General features: G+C 64.9%; 21 protein-coding genes and 2 tRNA genes. 6 read left to right on the forward strand and 17 right to left on the reverse strand.

Annotated features, from left to right (window positions below; all coding sequences use genetic code 11):
- The first annotated feature begins 56 nt into the window (after positions 1-56).
- On the forward strand, positions 57-1,181 hold the full coding sequence (locus H5T65_02585; protein ID MBC7258113.1) for an aminotransferase class V-fold PLP-dependent enzyme: 1,125 nt from the start codon (positions 57-59) through the stop codon (positions 1,179-1,181).
- A 13-nt stretch (positions 1,182-1,194) separates the two neighbouring features.
- Here the strand turns inward: H5T65_02585 and thiI are convergent, their stop codons facing one another.
- The 10 genes from thiI to H5T65_02635 form a co-directional block, all read right to left on the reverse strand.
- The gene (gene thiI / locus H5T65_02590; protein ID MBC7258114.1) at positions 1,195-2,313 is read right to left on the reverse strand and encodes a tRNA 4-thiouridine(8) synthase ThiI; all 1,119 of its coding nucleotides are present in this window, start codon (positions 2,311-2,313) and stop codon (positions 1,195-1,197) included.
- A 72-nt stretch (positions 2,314-2,385) separates the two neighbouring features.
- Positions 2,386-3,309, reverse strand: coding sequence for a protein translocase subunit SecF (secF, locus tag H5T65_02595; GenBank protein MBC7258115.1), 924 nt, complete (start codon positions 3,307-3,309; stop codon positions 2,386-2,388).
- A gap of 24 nt (positions 3,310-3,333) precedes the next feature.
- Positions 3,334-4,782 carry a protein translocase subunit SecD gene (gene secD / locus H5T65_02600; protein MBC7258116.1) on the reverse strand — a complete coding sequence of 483 codons (1,449 nt, stop codon included), beginning with the start codon at positions 4,780-4,782 and terminating at the stop codon, positions 3,334-3,336.
- A gap of 131 nt (positions 4,783-4,913) precedes the next feature.
- Positions 4,914-5,213, reverse strand: coding sequence for a hypothetical protein (locus H5T65_02605; GenBank protein MBC7258117.1), 300 nt, complete (start codon positions 5,211-5,213; stop codon positions 4,914-4,916).
- Between the two features lie 63 nt (positions 5,214-5,276).
- Positions 5,277-5,906 carry a SpoIIE family protein phosphatase gene (locus H5T65_02610; GenBank protein MBC7258118.1) on the reverse strand — a complete coding sequence of 210 codons (630 nt, stop codon included), beginning with the start codon at positions 5,904-5,906 and terminating at the stop codon, positions 5,277-5,279.
- Between the two features lie 76 nt (positions 5,907-5,982).
- Positions 5,983-7,686: an HD domain-containing protein gene (locus tag H5T65_02615; GenBank protein MBC7258119.1), complete on the reverse strand. Its 1,704-nt coding sequence runs from the start codon at positions 7,684-7,686 to the stop codon at positions 5,983-5,985.
- Between the two features lie 22 nt (positions 7,687-7,708).
- Positions 7,709-8,296 carry a 2-oxoacid:acceptor oxidoreductase family protein gene (locus H5T65_02620; GenBank protein ID MBC7258120.1) on the reverse strand — a complete coding sequence of 196 codons (588 nt, stop codon included), beginning with the start codon at positions 8,294-8,296 and terminating at the stop codon, positions 7,709-7,711.
- Positions 8,297-8,322: 26 nt separating this feature from the next.
- Positions 8,323-9,141, reverse strand: coding sequence for a 2-oxoacid:ferredoxin oxidoreductase subunit beta (locus H5T65_02625; GenBank protein ID MBC7258121.1), 819 nt, complete (start codon positions 9,139-9,141; stop codon positions 8,323-8,325).
- Positions 9,142-9,167: 26 nt separating this feature from the next.
- Entirely contained in the window at positions 9,168-10,289 is a 1,122-nt protein-coding gene (locus H5T65_02630) for a 2-oxoacid:acceptor oxidoreductase subunit alpha (GenBank protein MBC7258122.1), read from the reverse strand.
- Positions 10,261-10,557 carry a 4Fe-4S binding protein gene (locus H5T65_02635; protein MBC7258123.1) on the reverse strand — a complete coding sequence of 99 codons (297 nt, stop codon included), beginning with the start codon at positions 10,555-10,557 and terminating at the stop codon, positions 10,261-10,263. Before H5T65_02635 ends, H5T65_02630 begins: the two co-directional genes overlap by 29 nt.
- A 71-nt stretch (positions 10,558-10,628) precedes the next feature.
- On the opposite strand from H5T65_02635, the gene H5T65_02640 reads away from it, so the two are divergent.
- Both H5T65_02640 and H5T65_02645 read left to right on the forward strand, forming a co-directional pair.
- Positions 10,629-11,633 carry a tRNA (adenine-N1)-methyltransferase gene (locus tag H5T65_02640; protein ID MBC7258124.1) on the forward strand — a complete coding sequence of 335 codons (1,005 nt, stop codon included), beginning with the start codon at positions 10,629-10,631 and terminating at the stop codon, positions 11,631-11,633.
- Positions 11,633-11,905, forward strand: a complete 273-nt coding sequence (locus H5T65_02645) for a DUF2007 domain-containing protein (protein MBC7258125.1) — start codon at positions 11,633-11,635, stop codon at positions 11,903-11,905. Before H5T65_02640 ends, H5T65_02645 begins: the two co-directional genes overlap by 1 nt.
- Positions 11,906-11,921: 16 nt before the next feature.
- Here H5T65_02645 and H5T65_02650 read toward each other — a convergent pair whose 3' ends face one another.
- Positions 11,922-12,398, reverse strand: coding sequence for a zinc ribbon domain-containing protein (locus H5T65_02650; protein MBC7258126.1), 477 nt, complete (start codon positions 12,396-12,398; stop codon positions 11,922-11,924).
- Between the two features lie 225 nt (positions 12,399-12,623).
- On the opposite strand from H5T65_02650, the gene H5T65_02655 reads away from it, so the two are divergent.
- Positions 12,624-13,235 (forward strand): MBL fold metallo-hydrolase, encoded by a 612-nt coding sequence (locus H5T65_02655; protein MBC7258127.1) that lies wholly within the window; start codon positions 12,624-12,626, stop codon positions 13,233-13,235.
- Between the two features lie 13 nt (positions 13,236-13,248).
- On the forward strand, positions 13,249-13,920 hold the full coding sequence (locus tag H5T65_02660; GenBank protein ID MBC7258128.1) for a hypothetical protein: 672 nt from the start codon (positions 13,249-13,251) through the stop codon (positions 13,918-13,920).
- On the opposite strand, the gene H5T65_02665 is transcribed toward H5T65_02660, so the two are convergent.
- The 6 genes from H5T65_02665 to H5T65_02690 form a co-directional block, all read right to left on the reverse strand.
- A complete protein-coding gene (locus H5T65_02665; GenBank protein MBC7258129.1) occupies positions 13,921-15,513 on the reverse strand; it encodes a M1 family metallopeptidase in 1,593 nt (530 codons plus the stop codon).
- Between the two features lie 145 nt (positions 15,514-15,658).
- Complete coding sequence (clpX, locus tag H5T65_02670) at positions 15,659-16,945, reverse strand: ATP-dependent Clp protease ATP-binding subunit ClpX (GenBank protein MBC7258130.1); 1,287 nt, start codon at positions 16,943-16,945, stop codon at positions 15,659-15,661.
- Positions 16,938-17,570 (reverse strand): ATP-dependent Clp protease proteolytic subunit, encoded by a 633-nt coding sequence (locus tag H5T65_02675; GenBank protein ID MBC7258131.1) that lies wholly within the window; start codon positions 17,568-17,570, stop codon positions 16,938-16,940. The genes clpX and H5T65_02675 overlap by 8 nt, the downstream gene beginning before the upstream one ends.
- A 13-nt stretch (positions 17,571-17,583) precedes the next feature.
- The gene (gene tig, locus H5T65_02680) at positions 17,584-18,912 is read right to left on the reverse strand and encodes a trigger factor (GenBank protein ID MBC7258132.1); all 1,329 of its coding nucleotides are present in this window, start codon (positions 18,910-18,912) and stop codon (positions 17,584-17,586) included.
- A gap of 102 nt (positions 18,913-19,014) precedes the next feature.
- Positions 19,015-19,086, reverse strand: a tRNA-Gly gene (locus H5T65_02685).
- Between the two features lie 34 nt (positions 19,087-19,120).
- Positions 19,121-19,202, reverse strand: a tRNA-Leu gene (locus H5T65_02690).
- A gap of 383 nt (positions 19,203-19,585) precedes the next feature.
- On the opposite strand from H5T65_02690, the gene H5T65_02695 reads away from it, so the two are divergent.
- On the forward strand, positions 19,586-20,599 hold the full coding sequence (locus tag H5T65_02695) for a MoxR family ATPase (protein ID MBC7258133.1): 1,014 nt from the start codon (positions 19,586-19,588) through the stop codon (positions 20,597-20,599).
- Positions 20,600-20,612 lie beyond the last annotated feature (13 nt).

The following is a 20,612-nucleotide window of genomic DNA, read 5'->3' on the forward strand; positions in this document are numbered from 1 at the left end:
CCGAACCGAAGATGCGAGTGTTCTATTGGAGTAGCGAGATTCTATAGGAGGATGCTGTGGAACTGCACGAATACCGAAGCCTTTTCCCGTCCGTGGCGAACCAGGTTTACCTGAACCACGCCGCCTGCTCCCCCCTCCCCACCCCCACCATCCAGGCGACGCAAGCCCTGCTGGAGGAGCAGCACCTGTACGGCTGCCGCTACTCGCATGGGTGGTCGGGCCTGGTGGAGCAGATTCGCAAGACGGCAGCGCAGTTCATCGGCGCGTCCGAGGACGAAGTGGCCCTCACCCGCAACACCAGCCACGGCCTGCTCCTGGTGGCCAATGGCCTCCCCTGGCGCGCCGGCGACAACCTCATCGTCCCGCAGGAGGAATTCACCGCCAACGTGTACCCCTGGCTCACGCTGCGCGGCAGGGGCGTGGAGGTGCGCTTCGCGCCCGCGCGGGATCACCGCATCCTGCCCGAGGACATTGAGGCGCAGATGGACGCCCGCACGCGCCTGGTCGCCATCAGCGCCGTGCAGTTCGGCAGCGGCTTCCGGTGCGACCTCCACGCCATCGCCGCCCTGTGTCGGGCGCGCGGCGTGCTCCTGTGCGTGGACGGCATCCAGGCGCTGGGGCAAATGCCGTTCAACGTCAACGACCCCCAGGTGGACTTCCTGTCCGCCGGCGGCCCCAAATGGCTCATGGCCCCGCTGGGCACCGGCATCTTCTACTGCCGCAAGCCCCTGATTGAGCGGTTGGCGCCCGTGTTCATGGGCTGGCGCAGCACCACAAACCCCGACGACTATTACCGCTACGACATGCCCTGGCACCCCACCGCCCGGCGGTTTGAAGAAGCCACCCTCAACATCCCGGGCCTCCTGGGCCTGCAGGCCAGCATGAACCTGCTCGCCGAGGCCGGGCTGGAGCGGATTCGGGCGCACCTGCTGCGACTCACGGACGCCTTGGCGGATGGGCTGAGGGCGCGGGGATACGTCGTAACCACGCCCATAGAGTACACCGCGGAGCGCTCCGGCATCCTGTGCTTCAAACACCCGACGCTGAAGGCGGCCGAGATTCACGAGAGGCTGACGGCGGCGAACGTGGTCGTGTCCTTGCGCGGCGAGGTCATCCGCGTGTCGCCGCACTTCTACAACACGCCCGACGACATGGAGGCGCTCCTCCGGGCGTTGGGGTGATTTCGCCCTCCCGCTACGGCAGCACATCGGCCAGGCGCTCGCGCAACTCCAGCCACTTGTCCATCGCGGGCCGCGTAACCACCGACGACGGCAGGAACGGGCACGGCTGCGATTCGCGCGTGGAGATGCCAAACGTCCCGATGGACCGCGCCAGGGCCATGATGTCCACCTTGTCGTACCCGATGAGCGGGCGCAGGATGGGCTTGCCGATTCCCATGGAGATCATCTCCAGACTCGCCAGCGTCTGACTCGCCACCTGCCCCACGTTCTCGCCCGTAACGATCGCGTTCGCCCCGATCTCGTCGGCCAGTTGCGCCGCCTTGCGGAGCATGGCGTGCTTGCAGAAGAGACACGTCCACCGCTCGGCCCGCAACTCGTGGAGCCGCTCCACAATCGGCAGCATGATCTCGTGATGGCTCAACACCAGCGGCTTGATGCGCCATCCGTAAGCGTATCGGTCCAGCACCTGGCAGTTCTCCAGCGCCTTCGCGGTCTCCACCTCGCTCTGCGTGAAATGGAGCGGGGCCACGCCGCACCCGCGCTTCATCATCAGCCATGCTGCCACCGGCGAATCAATCCCGCCCGAAATCAACGCCACCACCCGCCCCTGACTGTTCAGGGGCAACCCGCCCGGCCCTGGGCACGCCGCCGCGAAGATTAGCGCCTCCTCGCGGCGAATCTCCACGCCTATCGTTACATCCGCATCGTCCGAGAGGTCCACGCGCGCCCCCGTCGCCAGGCGAATCGCCTCGCCTACGTGGGCGTTGATCTGCGGCGAGGTCAGGGGGAAGCCCTTGAAAGCGCGGCGCGCCTCCACGCGGAAGGTGCGGTCGGGCCCCAAACCAACGCCCCGTGCGATGGACACGGCCTCGGTGGTGATCGCCTCCACGTCCAGTGGCGCGCGATGCACCGCGCTCAGCGACACAATCCCGAACACACGCTGGAGATGGGGCAGCGCCGCGTCCACATCGTCGGTCTCCACGTACAGGCGCTGGCCGTGCACCGAAACCTCGCCCGCCAGGCCGTTCCGCTTCAGGCAGTCCTTTATGTTGAGCCGCAGCCGCCGCACGAACAGGTTGCGGTTTCGCCCCTTCAACCCGATCTCGCCGTACCGCACCAAAATCAGGCCCATCGCATCCCCTCCGAAAAGCAAAGCGGGGCAAGGTTAACCCCGCCCCGCCGTAAAGTCCATGTTCGCGCCCGTCTAGGCAGTGGCAGGGCGCCCCCGGAACAGCCTGCGGAAGAACCCGCCGATCTCCCCTTTCTCCCACACCACCAGCAACGGAACGGCAGTGAACAGCGAAGCGTAGGTCTCGCTCAGCATCCCCACCAGCATCACCAGCACGAATTGCTTGATGGTCGCGCCGCCGAACAGCAGAAGCGCCAACAGCACGAACATGGCGTTCAACTGCGTCGCCAGCGACCGGTGGAGCGTCTCCAGCACGCTGCGGTTGACGATGGTTTCGTAGTCCTCGCCCCGCCGCCTCGGGATGTTCTCACGAATGCGGTCAAACACCACGATGATGTCCTGCACGCTGAACCCGATGACCGTCAACAGCGCGGTCAGGAACAGGGCGTCCACCTCCCAGCCCAGCACAGCACCCAGGATGGAGAACAGCCCCGTTACCACCAGGATGTTCTGCGCAATGGCGACCACCGCACAGACTCCGTACCGGAACGCGTTGGGCACCTTCCGGAACGCCAGCAGGATAAACGCAACGATGGCCAGCGCCGTGAAGCCGATGGCCGTGAACGCCGACCGGGTAACTTCCTTGCCTACCGACGGCCCCACCGAGCGGAAGTACAATTCGGTTACCGGCCCGAAGCGCTCCTCCACTTTCTTCACCAGTTGCGCCTTAGTCTCCTCATCCACCTGCTTCATGCGGATGAGAACCGTCTTGTCGTCCCCCACGTTCGTCGCCGACGTGTCGGTATACCCCGCGTCCACAAACACATCGCGGACCTCGCTCGGGAAGACGGGCTTCTCAAAGCGCAGTTCCAGCGCCGCCCCGCCCGTGAAGTCAATGCTGGGCTTCAGCCCGTTCACCGCCAGGGATACAATGCCCGGAATCAGGATGATCAGCGTGATCAAGAAGTACCAGTAGCGTTTCTGTGCGAAACTAAACATCTCGCCTCCTCAAGTCCATTCCTATCAGACGCCCATGAGCCAGTGCTTGCCTTCAATCTTCTCGCCGACGGCATCAAACAACGCCCGCAGGAAGGTCCGAGTTACCGTGATGGCCGTGAACATGTTGATGATCACGCCAAGCCCCAGCGTGATGGCAAACCCCTTGACGATGGACGCGCCGAAGTTGGAGCCAAAGAAGAAGAGGATCGCGCACGTGATGAGCGTGGAGATGTTGGAATCCCTGATAGATGTCCACGCGCGGTCAAACCCCGCCGACAGGGCGCTTTCCAGACTGCGCCCTGCCCGAATCTCCTCCTTCATGCGCTCAAAGACCAGGATGTTGGCGTCCACCGCCATGCCGATAGAAAGCAAGAAGCCCGCGATGCCCGGGAGGGTCAGGGTTACCGGCAGGAGTTTGTACACCATGAAGTTCAGCAGCCCGTAGAGAATCAACGCGAGCGCCGCCATAAGCCCAGGCAGACGATAGTAGGTGGTCATGAACAGCAGGACGACGATGACGCCGATGAGGCCCGCCGTCGTGCTCCGCCGCACCGAGTCGGAGCCCAGCGTCGCGCCCACGGTGCGGTTGTCCACAACCTTCAGTGGCACCGGCAGCGCGCCGTACTTCAACTGGATCGCGAGGCTGCGCGCCTCCTCCAGGGTGAAGTTTCCCTCAATCACGCCGCGGCCATCCGGAATCGCCGACCTGATGACCGGGCATGAGATGACCACCTTGTCCAGGACGATGGCCAGATAGCGACCCACGTTGGCCGCCGTGTGATCCGCAAACAACTGGGCGCTCTCCGGCTGCAGTTCAAACTGGATGAGCGGCTTGCCCGTATTGTCAAACCCCACATCCGCCTTCTTGAGGTCCTTGCCCGTCATCACCGTCTTGTAGATAATCTCCGGCGCGGGCGTCGGGGTAACCGTCGGTGTAACGGTGCCCGTCTCGGTAACGGGGGCGGTAGGCGTAACCACCTCGGTCGCGGTGGCCTCGGCGGTCGGCGTAACGGTAGGCGTGATCGGCCCGGGATCCGACGTGCCGAACGTCGTCTTCACCACCGTGCCGGGCTCAATGAACGTCTCCGAGTCTATGAACTCCAGGAGGCCGGTCTGCCGAAACGTCGCGATGGCCTGATCCGGGTCTTTGATGCCGGGGAGTTCCACAATAATGCGGCGGTCGCCCTGAAGTTGCACCAGCGGCTCCGTAACGCCCAGGCCGTTGACGCGGTTCTCCACAATCGTGCGGGCCGCTTCCATCGCCTCGGCGCTCACCTGAGTTGTCTCCGGCACATCCGCCTCCAGAAGCACCTGCGTCCCGCCCTGAAGGTCCAAGCCCAGCCGCACGGAGATATCCCGCGTGCCCTTGATGAGCGGCAATTTGAGGGTGTCGTGGCCGGGCCAGTCAATCCAGATGGCCACGGCCGCAATGAGGATGACGAGAATCAGCAAATTGAAGTTCCGATCCCTCATGAAGCGCTTCTCCTCCTCAGCCGGAAAGGCATCGCCGGCTCAAGTTCTTCAACATAAACCAGGGCTCCTCGGCGCGTGGCTCCCAGGAGCCCTGATTGTTGAAAGCGTTGCTTGGTGAGGCCCATTATAGCCTACGGCAATAGGCGTGTCAAATAGCCCGCGGCCTTGCGGAACACCTGGTCTTCGTCCAGCCCATCGGAGGCGATGACAAGGTCGGCGTGCTCGCGGGCATGCTGCAGGCGCTGGCGCATCTCGTCGTACAGCCTCGGTGTCATCAGAGGATTGGGCCGGCGCCGCATCACCGTCTCATACTCCGCATCCAGAAAGATGAGGACGTCGGGCGGGTGAATGCGCTGCCACATGTCGGGCACGTAGGAATGCTCCTGGGCAATCTCCGCCGCATCGTAGCCAGCCTGCCTCAGCCGCCACACCAGCGAGGTTTTCCCGGAGCCGCACACTCCAACAATACCAACCCTCATGCCCCCGGCCTGCCCCTATATCGGCACGCGCACCACTAACCGCCGCACTTCTCCCTGCTCCGCCCTGGGCACGATGCCCAGCACCAGCACGCTCATGTCATCGGCGGGCCTGCCCGAATCCAACTCCAGCGCCCGCTGCAGCAGCGCATCGGCGACGGCCTGCGGGTCCGGCGTAGCCTCGGCCACCTTCTGCGTGTACCCGAGCACATCCCACGGCCCCCGATTCCGTCCGGCAGCCCACAGCCCATCGGTGGAAACAATCACCCACGTGCCAGCCTCAAAGGGAAACTCCAGAATCGTGGGCCTCGTGGCGGCGTACAGCCCGACAGGTCGGGCGGACTCATCCACCACACTCCATTGCCCGTCCCGCCGCACGATAGCAGGGCACTGCGTATTGCGGGACAGCACCACCGTCCTCGTGGTCAAGTCTAGCGACAGGATGGTCAGGTCGGCGCGAACTTTGCCCTGATACTGGGTGAAGAGATAATCGTGGGCGGCGCGTGCGGCGGCTCCATCCCGAACGCCCTCGCCCAGCAGCGACACCACTTTGCGCGCCACGGTGTTACTGATGGCCTTGGCCCCGCGCCCGCTGCTCTGCCCATCCACGAGCACAAATGACAGCCCTCCACGCGGCCTCTCTATCATCTCCAGCGTGTCGCCGCTCTCGCGCGTGGCGTACTTGCCCACCTTGGCCGCAGCAACGCGCAACTCCAGCCCCAGGTCAACGATCTCCACCTCGCCCCACCTTCTGCTGGCGTCTCACCACCCGCGCCGCCAACGCCAGCGCCTCCTCGCGAGTCGTAACTTTCCCTTCGGCCTGCGCCTCGCGGATGGCGTCCAGCAACACGCCGATGAGCGGCCCTTCGCTCAGTTGCAGCGCGGCCATCAACTCGCGCCCGTCCACCACAGGGCGCGGCGACACCACATGCGGCTCGCACAGGCACGCATGGAGCACGCGCCGCACGATGGCCTGCGCCGCTGTCCAAGACGGGTCGTCCTCCACGGGCTGCGTGGCGAACAGGTCGGCCAGGAACAACAGCGCCGCTGCCACCGTTCCATCGCCCACGGCGCGATGGAACCGGTACAGCGCCCGATTGGTAACCTGGCGCGTCCGTACCAGCGACAGGAGCCACATGTGTTCGCGCACCACGCCCGACACCAGCGCCACCGCCGCGGCGCTGTAGCGAAGGCGGGTCAGCGCCTGCGCGGCCATCTCCGCGCCCACCTGCGGATGACCAAAAAACCGCACGCGGCCCCTCTCCTCCGTCCGCGTGGCGGGCTTGCCGATGTCGTGCAGCGCCGCCGCCAGTTTCAGCAGCACAAGGCGCGACTCACCGGCCGCAACGCAGGACGCCAGATAGTCGGCCACCTGCGGGCGCAACGGGCCGAGCGTCACCACAAAATCGGCCCACGGCCCGCCCTCCGCGCCGCCCAACAATGCCGCGGCGAGACCCTCCGCCGCCTCCACCGTCCGCAGGCTGTGCTCAAGCCCATCCCACACGTGGGGCCTGGGTTGCGCCAGCCCGCGAAGGCCCAAAAGTTCGGGCAGCACGATATCCAGCAGCCCCAGCCGCTCCATATCCCGCAGGCAAGCCCCGAAATCGGGCAACGCCGCCATGCGGTTCATCTCGTCCCGCACCCGCTCCGCCGCCACACTGGCCAGCAGCGGCGCATCGGCCGCGACGGCCCCATCCAGCCCTGGGGCCGCCTTCAAGCGAAGTTCATGCACAAACCGCACAGCCCGCAGCGTCCGCACCGGATCGTCCCGAAACACTGCATCCGACACTGGCCGCAGGACGCCCGCCCCAAGGTCGGCCAGCCCGCCCAGCGGATCCACAATGGCCTCGCGCCGCAGGTCGCCCATGGGCATGGCCATCGCGTTGATGGTGAAGTCGCGCGCGCGCAGGTCCGCGTCCAGGGTCGGCCCTCGCAACGCCGCCACGTCCACCGAAAACGACTCGCCCTGCCACGAAAACAGCACGCGCGCCACGTCTCGCTGCTCGTCCAGCGGGTAGAAGGCCCCGCCCAGCGCGTCGGCCAGCCACCGGCCGAGACCAAGTGCATCGCCAGGGACGACGATATCCACATCGTGGACGGCGCGCCCCAATAGGAAGTCGCGCACTGTGCCGCCAACCAGGAAAGCAGTCGCTTCCCGCTGCCCGATGGCCTCGGCCACGCGGCGGATGGCCCCTGGCGTCGCGTCGTAAGGCCCCTGCGAATCCGCCACCCGCGCTGGCGGGACATGCAGACAGCCGTCGTCGCGCGTCGGATTCGGGACGTACACGACCTGCGGCTCCTCGCGGCGGCGCGCCGACTTGGCCGCCTGGTACGCCTCGTCTCTCGTGCGCCCCACGCCCGCCACCCGATCCCTCACCAGGGCCACCCAGTACCCGGCATAGGCGCTCAAATCAGGTTGGCGCGGCATTGCACTCGCCCCTGTCCGGCGCTCAGGATGTGCGGGCAGGCGCAGATTGGCCCCGCTCGCTCTCGGCGCGGATTCGTTCCGCCTCGTCCAGTCCCGCCTGCAGCGCCTTGAGGTTGATGGTTTCTGTTCCTTTGGGCGCCCGCGCTCGCACCGCCGCCTCTATGGCCTTCCGCGACACGATGTCGGTCAGGCCCACGATAATGCCCAGCGCCACCATGTTGGCGGTGATGCGGCGGCCGGTCGCCTCCTCCGCGATGCGGGTGATGGGAATCATGTAGGCGCGGCTGGTCGGCACCCGGTCCACGTGGACCGAGTCCACAATGAGGATGCCGTTTCGCTTCAGGTCGTACACGTACTTGCTGCATGCCTCCTGGCTCATGCAGAGGAGCAGGTCCGCGGCGATCACCTTGGGATAGTCAATCACGCCGTCGCTGATGACCACCTCGGCCTTGCTGGCGCCGCCCCGAGCCTCCGGCCCGTAGGACTGCGTCTGCACGGCGTTTTTCCCGTCGTACACCGCCGCCGCTTCGGCCAGGATCAGCCCGGCCAGGATCAGCCCCTGCCCTCCTTCGCCCGCCAGCCGGATTTCGTACCGTTCGTTATTCTTCATGATGCCTCCTGCGTGCGCCTTGAGCCTCATACCCGGCGCTGCCCCGCCATCGCCTGCTCTATGATCTTGGCGTAGGCGGCCGTGTATTCCGGGAACTCCCGTTCGTGGAAGATGCCGCGAACGATCTTGCCTTGGAGTTGCTCGGGCGTCATCTTGGCGGCGGCCTCCCGCGTTACGCTGTTCTCCTTCTGCCAGCGCAGCATGTCCACAGCCGTGCCGAGTTTGTTGATGCGCCCAAAGGTCGTGTGGCAGTAACTGACAGCCTCCACCACCGAGAACCCCTCGTGCACAAGCGCCTTCTCAATCAGCCTATCCAGTTCCACGGCATGGTAAACCGTGCCCCGCGCCACGAACGTCGCACCCGCCGCGATGGCCAGTTCGCAAATGGGGAACGGCTGGTCTATGTTGCCGTAGGGCGCGGTCGTAGCAAGGCTGCCCGTGGGCGTCGTGGGCGAATACTGCCCACCGGTCATCCCGTACACCGAGTTGTTGATGACGATGGACGTAATGCCGATGTTCCGGCGCGCGGCGTGGATAAAGTGGTTCCCGCCGATGGCCAGGGCGTCGCCGTCGCCCATGATGGCAATCACGTGCATCTCCGGCTTCACCATCTTCAGGCCAGTCGCGAAGGCCAACGCCCGCCCGTGGGTGGTATGCATGGTATTGAAGTCCATGTACACCGGCATCCGTCCGCTACACCCGATGCCCGAAATCATGGCGATATCGTCTTTCTCCCAGCCCAGGCGATCTATGGCGCGGATGATCGCGCTCATCACAATGCCTATCCCGCAGCCGGGACACCATACGTTGGGGAACTTCTTGTGGCGTCGCAGGTAACGGTACATGCGGTTCTCTTCGTAGCGTCTCACCTCTACTTCTCCTCAATGGCCGCTAAAATCTGCTGAGGCGTGATCATTTCCCCGTTGGCCCGATTCACGCGCCGAACCTTCTGCCTGCCAACGACGCGCTCCACTTCCAGGGCCAGTTGCCCCAGGTTCATCTCGGGCACGATGACCCGCTTGCACTGGCGGGCCAGCCGCTCCGTAACCTCTTCGGGGAACGGCCAGATGGTCTCCAACTTCAGGAAGCCCACCTTGTACCGCTTGGCGCGGGCCAACTTCACGGCATGGCGCGCCGCGCGGGCCGTGGCCCCGTAGGCCACCACCAGCACCCGCGACCCAGCCGGAAAGTCCTCCTCCCACGAAAGGACGTCCGAAAGATGTTGGTTTATCTTGCCAAACACGCGAGCGATCCAAGGGTCAATCTCGTCCACGCGCTCCGTCGGGAAGCCCGCCCGGTCGTGGAACAGCCCCGTGATATGATAGCGGTAGCCCTCGCCAAAGGGAGCCAGCGGCGGCACGTCCGTGCTGGGATCTTCAAACGGGAAGTACCATTCGGGCGGCACGTGGGCAGCCACCCGATCGGTGATCTCCAGCGTCTCCCGCGGGGGCAGTTCCACCCGCTCCCGCATGTGCCCCACCACCTCGTCCATCAGCAAGATGACCGGCGACCGGTATTTCTCCGACAGGTTGAACGCCCGCACGGTCAGCAGGAACGCCTCCAGCACGGACGACGGCGACAGCACGATGATGGGGTGATCGCCGTGGGTGCCCCACCGGGCCTGCATCACATCGCCCTGGGAAGGCTTGGTCGGCAACCCCGTGCTCGGCCCCGTGCGCTGCACGTCCACGATGACGCACGGGATTTCCGCCATGGCCGCGTAGCCGATGTTCTCCTGCATGAGCGAGAACCCCGGGCCACTGGTCGCCGTCATCGCTTTGACGCCGCCCACCGACGCGCCGATGACCGCCGCGATGCTGGCGATCTCATCCTCCATTTGGATGAAGTGCCCGCCCACCTGGGGCAGGCGTCGCGACAGGAGTTCCGCGATCTCCGACGAGGGCGTGATCGGGTAGCCGGCGAAGAAGCGGCATCCCGCGGCAAGCGCGCCCTCCACGCATGCCTCATTGCCCTGCATCAGTCGCGCTGCCATCCGTCTCCTCCTCCACTTCGGTTACCACGATAGCCAGGTCGGGGCAGTGTACGTCGCACCAGTGGCACGCCGTACACTGATCCTCGTGCGCCACCACGGGCCTGCCGTCCTCGTCCATCTCGTACACGTGCTGCGGGCAGAACGCGATGCAGATGCCGCACCCTTTGCACCAGTTGTCAAACACGTGAACGTGCCCGCGGCGCCGCTTCTTCCGCCCCGCAGGTGCCGTCGCCACCGCCTGGGGGCCTTCCTGTTCTTCCGACGCCATGTCATCCTCCTGTTGTGCCGCAAAGTACAATCGCCACGGCTATTTTATGAGTTTGGGCGCTGGCGTCAAAGATGGCACGCCAGACGCCGGAACTGCCCGCTGTGAGCCTTGTCGCGCCACTGCGAATTGCGCACATGCCCATCGCGGCCTATAATGGGCGCAGGCCGGTCGCCCCAGGGCGGCGGCGACGCACGGCCCAGCCTGCACAGGAGGCTCCACCCATGGCCGAAGCCCGCGAAGGCGACGTGGTGCTCTTCATCGCCAAAGACCGCAAACGCTATCTGGTGCGCCTGTCCCAAGACGGCGCGCTTCACACCAAGCACGGCGTCATCGCCCACGCCGAAATCATCGGCCGTCCGCTTGGCCGCAAGGTGTTGACCCACCTCGGCGTACCCTTCCTGGTGCTGGAACCCTCCACCGAAGACCTCATCCTGGAACTCAAGCGGGCGACGCAGATCATGTTCCCGAAGGACATCGGCTACACGCTCATGAAACTGGGCGTGCAAGCGGGCAGCCGCGTGGTGGAGGCGGGCACGGGCAGTGGGGGGCTGACCCTGGCGCTGGCGCGGGCGGTGGGGCCTCAAGGACGCATCTACTCCTACGAGTCCAACCCCCAGGCCCTGGCCCTGGCCCGCAAGAACCTGGAATCGCTCGGGCTGCTGGACCGCGTGGAACTCAAGGAGCGCGACATTGCCGAAGGCTTTGACGAGACCGATGTGGATGCGCTTTTTCTGGACGTGCGCCACCCCTGGGAGTACCTGTCGCAGGCGCGGGCCGCCCTGAAGCAGGGCGGGTTCTTCGGAGCCATCGTCCCCACGACCAACCAGGTAGCCCAGTTGCTGGAGGGGCTGGCGCAGTTTGCCTTCGCCAACGTCCAGGTGGAGGAACTGCTGGTGCGCGAGTACAAGACGCTGCCCGGACGGCTCCGCCCGATGGACAGGATGATCGCGCACACGGGGTATCTGGTGTTCGCGCGACCGGTGGAATCCCCGTTCGGCCAGGTGATCGGCCATGGCGCGGGCAAGATCGTCTGGCCTCCCGACGATTCCGACGCCGCAGACAGCGAGGAGGAGTGATGTTTCGGTCCACACGCCCCAGAAGGCCCGGCCTGACGCTCGTGTACACGTCGCAGGGAATGCTGCCTGCCCAGGTCATCAAGACGAAGTTGGAAGCCGCGGGCATTCCGGCGCTCCTGGAATACGAGAGCGCGGGCCAGGCCATCGGCATCACCATGGACGGCCTGGGCGAGGTGCACGTCTTCGTGCCCGACGATTTCGCGGACGACGCGCGCCGAGTCCTGGACGTGCAAGGCCCGCCCGATGAGGACGAGATCGGCGTCCAGGACTAGGCCGCTGCGGCGTCGGCTACCCGATCTTCGTGCCGCAGTCGGGGCAGAACTTCGCACCCTCGCTGAGTTTCGCGCCGCAGTTTGGGCAGAACCTAGCCGGGGCCGCGGCGGGCTGGGCGGCGGGGGCTACCGGCTCGGCGGGCTGCGCCGGCTCGGGCGCAGCGGGTTCTACGGGCTGCGCCGGCCCTGCGGCAGGCGCGCCCTCAAACTGCATCGCCTTCACCGCCGCCAGTTCCTGCTCCTTGGCAGCCACCTGCGCCTGCAGGTCAGCAATGGCCGGGATGAGTTCCTCCAGTTCGGGGAAGTGCATTCCGGCAGCCCTCAGTTCCAGCACCTTGTCGGCGATCGCCACCTTGGCTTCCAACACCTGCTGCTTCAGTTTGGCGATCTCGGCGTTGAGAGCCGAGGTCTTGCGCACCTTCTCGGCCTCAAATTTGGCCTGCTCGGCGGCCTTGCTGACGCCCTTCGCCAGTTTGTCAAATATCGGGGGCATGAACGGTTCCTCCTATGGGTTTGACTGAACTGCGGGGTCATTATAGCACAAAAACGCTAACAAGGACAGCGCGCATTCCCCATCGGGCAAGTTGACAGCCCCTCCCCCGCGGTGCTATAGTGAGCGTGGTGCGCAGCAACCCGTGTCGCACCGCTGGCATTCCGGGCAACCCTTGCTGACACACACGGCAAACAGGGGCAGGCACAGGCCCCAGAGGAGGGTAGAATGATCGCGCATATCCACTGGCTCGGCCACGCTACCGTGCGCCTGGACTTTGACAAGATCATCTACGTGGATCCGTGGAAGATTCGCAGCGGCGCGCCCAAAGCCGACCTCATCCTCATCACCCACGACCACTACGACCACTTTTCCAAGCCCGACGTGGACAAAATCCGCAAGGATTCCACGTCGGTGGTTACCATTGCGACCGTCGCCGCCGCCCTCAAAGGCAACGTCCACGTCGTCAAGCCCGGCGACTCCATCACCATCCAGGGGGTTGGCATCCAGGCGGTGCCGGCGTACAACATCGGCAAGCAGTTCCACCCCAAGGCCGCTGGGTATGTGGGCTTCGTCATCCAGACGGGAGGCCACGCCATCTACATCGCCGGCGACAGCGACCTGACGCCAGAAATGAAATCGGTGCGCGCCGACGTGGCCCTGCTGCCCGTGGGCGGAAAGTACACGATGACCGCCGAGGAGGCCGCCCAGGCCGCCAACGCCATCCAGCCAAAACTCGCCATCCCGCTGCACTACGGCGACATCGTCGGCTCCAAGGCGGACGCCGAGCGGTTCCGCAGCCTGTGCAAGGTTCCGGTGCAAATCCTACAGCCCGAATAGGACAGGAGAGCCAATGCCGCACATACCCCAACGCACGTCCCGCCTGGCGCGCCGTGTATGCGCGGCAGCGGCCATCCTTGCGTGCGCGCTGGCCGCCGCCTGTTGCAGCGCGCCTACCGCCGCGCCAGCCACGCCGGCCCCCACCGCCCCGCCGACCCCGATGCCCATCGCCACGCCGCCCTTCGGGCTTACGCTGCCCTTCCCGAAAGAGGCCAACACCGGACGGTCGCCGGCCTTCGTTACGGTGGAAGGCATCCCCATCATCGGATTTTATGTCAACAACGGAGGGCTGGTGTTGGCCCCGCACGAGGCCGCCGTCGTGGAGGTCTTGCTCGTAACAGAGCCGACGGCCCTGCTCAAGGAAGGAGGGCTGGTGCTCAACTTCATCCACCCCGCCGGGTTTGCCAGCCAAATCTACCTTTGGCATGGGCAGGCCGTGCAACAGGACAAGTCGGGCGCCTACAGGCCGCTGAACCTGACTCCCGCCCAGCCCTCGCTCAGTTACGGCCCCGTCTATCGGGGGCAGGTGGTGGCGCTTGCCGGCGAACCGTTCCCTCAGGCGCCATTCAAGGGCGCGAACCTGCTGCTCACCCTGGCCCGGCAGGACGGCTCCTACGTGCCCCCCGACACCCTGTGGCTCCAGGGCAAGCCCCAGTACGTCGCCACGCCAACGCCCGCGAAGTGATCACTCGCTGAAGAACCACTGTCGGAAGAAGGCGTCCAAATCGCGCCCGGCCTCTTCTTCTAGCAAGTCCAGCAGACCCTGTCCGCGGGCCACCTGGAAGCGCGAATGCTCGTAGTAGCGGCGCAGCGCCCGGAAGAACGCATCGTCGCCGATCTCTGCGCGAAGGGTCTGAAGCGCAATCGCCCCTTTATAATACACCGTAGTAACGTAGTCCCAACTGCTCCGAAACCGCCCCACCGGCCAGGTTACCGCGCCCACGGTTCCGTTCCTCTGGCCCGTCTCATAGCGCTCCACCCACTGCGCGTACTGCGACCGGAAAGCCTCCCCGCCCATGATGTCCTGCACGTACACGCCCGAGGACAACGTAGCCAGCGCCTCATCCAGCCACGGCTCGCGCAGGATGTCGTTGCCCACGACCCCGTACCACCACTGGTGCGCGATCTCGTGGGCCGTCGTAACGTCCAGCCGCCACTTCTCGGCGGGCGTGTACAGCGCGTCGGAAACAAGCACAACGCCCGGATACTCCATCCCCAGCAGCCCGATGAGCGGCGCTTCCACAATGTCCAACTCGCGATACAGGTAAGGCCCGAAGCGGGCGTTGAAGACGCTCAGGGCATCCTTGCCGGCGACCAGTGCTTCGGTGCGGGCCGCCCCGTGCTCGGGATAGGCGTAGGAGCGCAGGGTAATGTCGCCCACGCGCCCCGACGCCACGTTCAGGCTCGGCGACAGCGCCACGAAGAAATCGCGCGCCGGCCCCGAAAGGAACGCGTGGGTAATGCCGTGGACGCCCGCCTCCGAAGCCACCTCGCTGCCCGTCGCGATGATGGTGTAGCCCTCCGGCGCGGTGAACCAGACCTCGTAGAAGGCGATCTCGCTGTACACCGGGTCGCCCCAGTCGGGCACCGCGTCCAGCCGCCAGCCCTCGCCCTCGTACACGGCCAGCATCGGGAACCATTCCGCCAGCAGGGTCAGCCCCTTCGCCTGTCGGAATATCCCGTAGCCTTGCTCGCGAGTCCAGGGCTGTTCGCCCTCCACCGGAATGTCGGCCCGCCATTCCAGGTACAACATCAGCGCCTCGCCCGGCCGCCACGCCTCCGGCAGCGCCACCCGCACCACGGACACATCGGCCCCTTCGGCCCAGTCCAGCGGCTTCCCCCAGTCGTCCGTAACGCGGCTCAACTCCATCCGGGCGGGGCCGTACAGCCTGCCCGCGCTGGGGTACAGCCGGAAGTACACCTCCGACAGCGCGCGGCCACTGCGGTTCACCACGCGCACCCGCTCGGCGCCGCGCAGCGACATCGTCGCGGGGTCAAAGGACGCGGCAATCTGATAGCGCGGGGCATTCTGCAACCCCTCCAGGTATGGGACCGCCGAGGGCACCATGACGCGCGCGTGCGCCTGGGGTTCCGACGGCAACGAGGCAAACGGCGCGGGCGAGGTCGGCGTGGCCGTGGGAGAGGGCGTTGCCGACGGGGCAGGGCTTGGCGTCGCCGTCCGCGACGGCGCAGTTGGCGCCGCCGTGGTGGGGGCAGGCGTCGGGTGGCAAGCCCCTAGGGCTAGCACCGTCACCAGCGCGACAAGCGCAAGTCCCACGGCCCACCGCAACCCAAGTCGCCCGCGACGACTTCTTGTTCCGTTCGTGGCAGCAAACGCGGCCTCACTCAGCACGGCAGCCTCGCAACAAAAAGGGATGAGAGGATGCCCCCTCACCCCTTATCGCGATCGTCCACGGAGCAATTTAGGCCGTTTCTTCCAGGCCCACGATGCCCCTGTCGGACTGGGTTACCAGGATCGGTTTGGAACGCTTGCAGATGGTGTCCTCGTTCACGACGACCTTGCGCACGTCGCGGCGCGAAGGAATCTCGTACATGACATCCAGCAGCGCCTCTTCAATGATGGTGCGAAGGCCGCGGGCCCCCGTCTTATGCTTCATCGCCTCGCGGGCCGCCGCGCGCAACGCCCCCTCGGTGAACGTGAGTTCCACCTTGTCCATGGCGAACAGGCGCTGATACTGCTTGACGATGGCATTCTTGGGACGGGTGAGCACTTCCACCAGCGCGTCCTCGTCCAGGGGATCCACGCTGACGGTAACCGGCATGCGCCCGACAAACTCGGGGATCATGCCATACGCCAGCAGGTCGTCCGGCGTTACCTGGCGCAGCAACTCGGAGGCCGTCCACTCGGTCTTGCGACGCGCCTCGGCGCCCTTGGGGAAGCCAACCTGGCCCTTGACTCCGATGCGCTCGGCGATAATCCGATCCAGGTCGTCAAAAGCGCCGCCGCAGATGAACAGGATATTGCGCGTATCCAGTTGGATGAACTCCTGATGGGGGTGCTTGCGGCCACCCTGCGGCGGCACGTTCGCCACCGTCCCCTCTATGATCTTCAGCAGCGCCTGCTGCACGCCCTCGCCCGAAACGTCGCGGGTGATGGAGGGGTTGTCGCCGCTCTTGCGGGCGATCTTGTCAATCTCGTCAATGTACACGATGCCCTTGGACGCCTTGGCCAGGTCAAAATCCGCCGCCTGAATCAGGCGCAGCAGGATATTCTCCACGTCCTCGCCCACGTAGCCCGCCTCGGTGAGGGCGGTGGCGTCGGCGATGCAAAAAGGCACGTCCAGGATTTTCGCCAGGGTCTGGGCGAGGAGCGTCTTGCCGCAGCCGGTCGGGCCGATGAGCAGGATGTTGCTCTTCTGGAGTTCCACGTCGTAGCACTCGTCGCCCGACGCGATGCGCTTGTAGTGATTGTACACGGCGACCGACAGGACTTTCTTGGCCCGCTCCTGGCCCACCACGTACTCGTCCAGGCGCTGGTAAATCTCCTGCGGGCTGGGGATGCGCTGGGGGATGAACTCGGCGGGAGTCTCCTTGGGCTGGAGCATCTCGGCCTCAAGGATTTCGCGGCACAGGTTCACGCAATCATTGCAGATATAGACCCCGTCCGGCCCCGCGATGAGCCGATCCACCTCGTGCTGGCTGCGCCTACAGAACGAACAGACCTCTTCCGCCCGGCTGAGTCTAGGCATCTTTGGACTCCTCGGACTGGGCTGGCTCCTCCGCCTTCAGGGAGGGTGGCGTCAAGACTTCATCTATGATCCCGTAATCTTTCGCCATATTGGCGTCCATAAAGAAGTCGCGGTCAAAGTCGTGCTTGATGCGCTCCAGCGGCTGCCCTGTGTGTCGGGCCAGGATGCGGTGCAGCAAGTCCTGCGTCCGCAACAACTCTTTGGCGGCGATCTCCACATCGGGCGCGTAGCCCTGCATGCCGCCGCCAGCAGGATGCATGTGGATCGTCGCGTTGGGCAGCGCATAGCGGCGTCCCCTCGTGCCCGCCGCCAGCAGCACCGTTCCCATGCTGGCCGTCCAGCCCACGGCGATGGTGGAGATGGGCGCGCGCACCTGCTGCATGGTGTCGTAGATGGCGAGGCCGGCGTAAATCGCCCCGCCCGGGCAATTGATGTACAGCGAAATCTCCTTGTCCGGATCCTCGCGGTCCAGATACAGCAACTGCGCCACCACGAGGTTGGCCACCTGGTCGCTGATGGGCGTGCCGAGGAAGATCACCCGCTCCTTGAGCAGAAGCGAGTAGATGTCATAGGCACGCTCGCCGCGCCCCGTATTCTCAATGATCATGGGGATCAGGTTTTCCATGAAAGCCTCCGAATCAGCCCGCGTCCGAGTTCTTATCTTCCGGCGGCTCTTCAGGAACTTCGGGAGCCTGGCCGGTCGCGATCTCTCGGATGCGCTCCATGACCTTCTCCGTCATCATGTGCGCGAAGAGCCTTTCCCCCAGGTTGCTCCGCTCCACGACCTCCTCCGGGTACCCTGCGCGCATGTAGGACTCCTTCAATTCCTCATAGGCCTCGTCAAACTCCTGGGGATCCGGTTCAATCTTCTCCCGTTGGCTTATCTCGGCCAGCACCAGTCCACGGTGCAAGTTCCGTTCCGCGCGCGGCTTCAGGCTGGCGCGGAAATCCTCGCGGGTTTGCCCGGCGAGGTTCAGATAGGAATCCAGATCGCGGCCCTCGCGCCTCAACTGCGCTTCTATGTTCTCCATCATGGAGTCCAGTTCCTCTTCCAGCATCGTGGGCGGGTACTGGATGGTGCTCTGGGCGACAATCGTGTCCAGCACGTCATCGCCGAACTGCTCCTCGGCTTGGCGTTTATGCTCTTCCAACAACACCTCGCGCACCTTGGCCCGTAGCGCGTCCAGGGTTTCGTAGTCGCCGACCATCTTCGCCAGATCGTCATCCAGCGGCGGAAGGTCCAGCGCGCGCACGGAGAGCACGTGCACCCGAAACTGGCACGGCTTGCCGGCCAGTTCCTGTTTGGGGTAACCCTCGGGGACGTCCACCGTGAATTCCAGGTCGTCGCCCTCTTTGGCTCCCGCCAGCCGCTCGCTGAAGCCGGGCAGCGGCTCCCCATACGGCTCGCCAACGATAAGGGGAAAATCATCCGGCTCGTCAAACACAGCCGAACCGTCCACGCTACCGGCAAACGTTACGAAGACCATGTCGCCCTTTTCCGCCGCCCTGTCCACAGGCACCCACGAGCCTTGATCCTTGCGGATGCGCTCCAGGGCTTCGTTGACCTCCTCGTCGGTAACGGAGATATCCGGGAACTCCTTCCGAATCTCCCGGTAGTTGCCCACGTCCACCTTCGGGGGCAACGGGATGGACAGTTTCAGCGTGAAGGGGTCTCGCGTTACGTCTACCAGGCTCGCAGGAGCGTAGGGCATGATCCCAGTCTCCTTGAGTGCCTCGCGCAGCGCCTCGTCGGCGAAACCGTCCAGCATCTCCTCAAAGATCGCATCCTCGCCGTAGTGGCGGGCTACCACGGCGTAGGGGGCCTTGCCTTTACGATAGCCCGGGATGCGGCCCCGGCTCGCGAGGCGGCGCGCCGCCTTCTGCATCTCCGACTGCACGCGCTCTGGCTCCACCTCTATCGTAAGCGCCACCTGGCAGTTCTCAAGGGATTCCGTCGTGAATTTCAAATCGCTATCTCCTTCTGCAACGTCCTTCCAGAACGCGCGGATTATAACATGAGTCGCCCGTGCCACCAAAGCCCTCTTGCCCTGGCAGCCGACAACGCAAGGAGCGGAAGACGGGATTTGAACCCGCGGCCCTCTCCTTGGCAAGGAGATGCTCTACCGCTGAGCCACTTCCGCCCGATCCATGCGGCGTCAGGTCGCGCCGCCCAGGTGGGGAAGGAGAGACTTGAACTCTCACGGATTGCTCCACGTGATCCTAAGTCACGCTCGTCTGCCAGTTCCGACACTTCCCCAACCCAGCGCGATTATATACCAACCCGCACCGTGCCGCAAATGCCACACAATCAACGCAACTGTCGCCCGCCGACCGGAAGCAGGAGGCAGGTATGCAAACCCCGTACGCCCGCAATGGACTGGTGGCACAATGCCCAAACACGTGGGGCGGCTTTCCATAGCCGCTGGAGCACGCGGTAGGTATGCAAACCTGCCCTACGCCCGTTGTCGTGCACAGGCGACCCCAACACCGACCGAGTTGTGGAAAAGACCGTTTGCACCTTTCTTGACGCTGCCTGCTTCTGAGAGTATAATACTCTTAAAGATGAACTGCCCGGCCTTTGCATTTGCACCGCGGCGAGCGCCATCCGAGAACACTCAACAAATAGAACCGAGGGACAGCATGGCCGCAAAAGACTTCTATACCATCAAGGATTTGCAACAGGCGCTTCTGGAGCACGCCTATGTCGCTGACCAGGCGCTGGCGACTTCGCTCTTCCTGACGCTGCGACTGCACAAGCCGCTGCTGCTGGAAGGAGAGGCTGGCGTCGGCAAGACGCAGATCGCCAAGACGCTGGCCGACATGCTGGACCGGCCCCTGATTCGGCTCCAGTGCTACGAGGGGCTGGATGTCAACAGCACCATCTACGAGTGGAACTACACGCGCCAGTTACTTCACATCCGCGCGCTGGAAGCCCAGGATGGCAAGTGCAGCGGCGACCTGGAGCAAGACCTGTTCAGCGAGAAGTACCTCATCAAGCGGCCCCTGCTCCAAGCCTTTGAGTTGAGCGAGCGCGGCACAGCGCCTGTCTTGCTCATTGACGAACTAGACCGATCCGACGCGGAGTTTGAGGCGTTCCTCCTGGAGTTGCTGAGCGACTACCAGATCACCATCCCCGAAATTGGCACCATCCGCGCCAAGGAACCGCCCATCGTCATCATCACGTCCAACCGCACGCGCGAGATTCACGACGCCCTGAAGCGGCGCTGCATCTACCACTGGATAGACTATCCTACCGCCGAGAAGGAATATCAAATCGTCATGCTCAAGGTGCCGCAGGCAACCTCCCACCTGGCGCAGCAGTTGGTGCTCCTGGTGCAGGAACTCCGCCACATGGACTTGTACAAGGTGCCGGGCATCGCCGAGACGCTGGACTGGGCCGAGGCCCTCGTTACGCTGGACGCCCACGAACTGGATGAGGACATCGTCAACGACACGTTGGGCGTGCTCCTGAAGTATCAGGACGACATTGAGGCCGTGCGCAATGGCCCCGTCCAGAAGATGATCGCCCGCCTGCGCGCCCAGATCCGGAGCGAGGGCAAGGAGCCGGACTACAAGAAGATGGCGCCCCCGCACCCCTGCCTGCCGGAATACAACCCCGAGGCGGGATACGAAGCGCCCGTTTGCGGCGGATAGCCCACGGCGTTCC

It is taken from the genome of Chloroflexota bacterium, from assembly GCA_014360805.1.
GTDB lineage: Bacteria > Chloroflexota > Anaerolineae > DTLA01 > DTLA01 > DTLA01.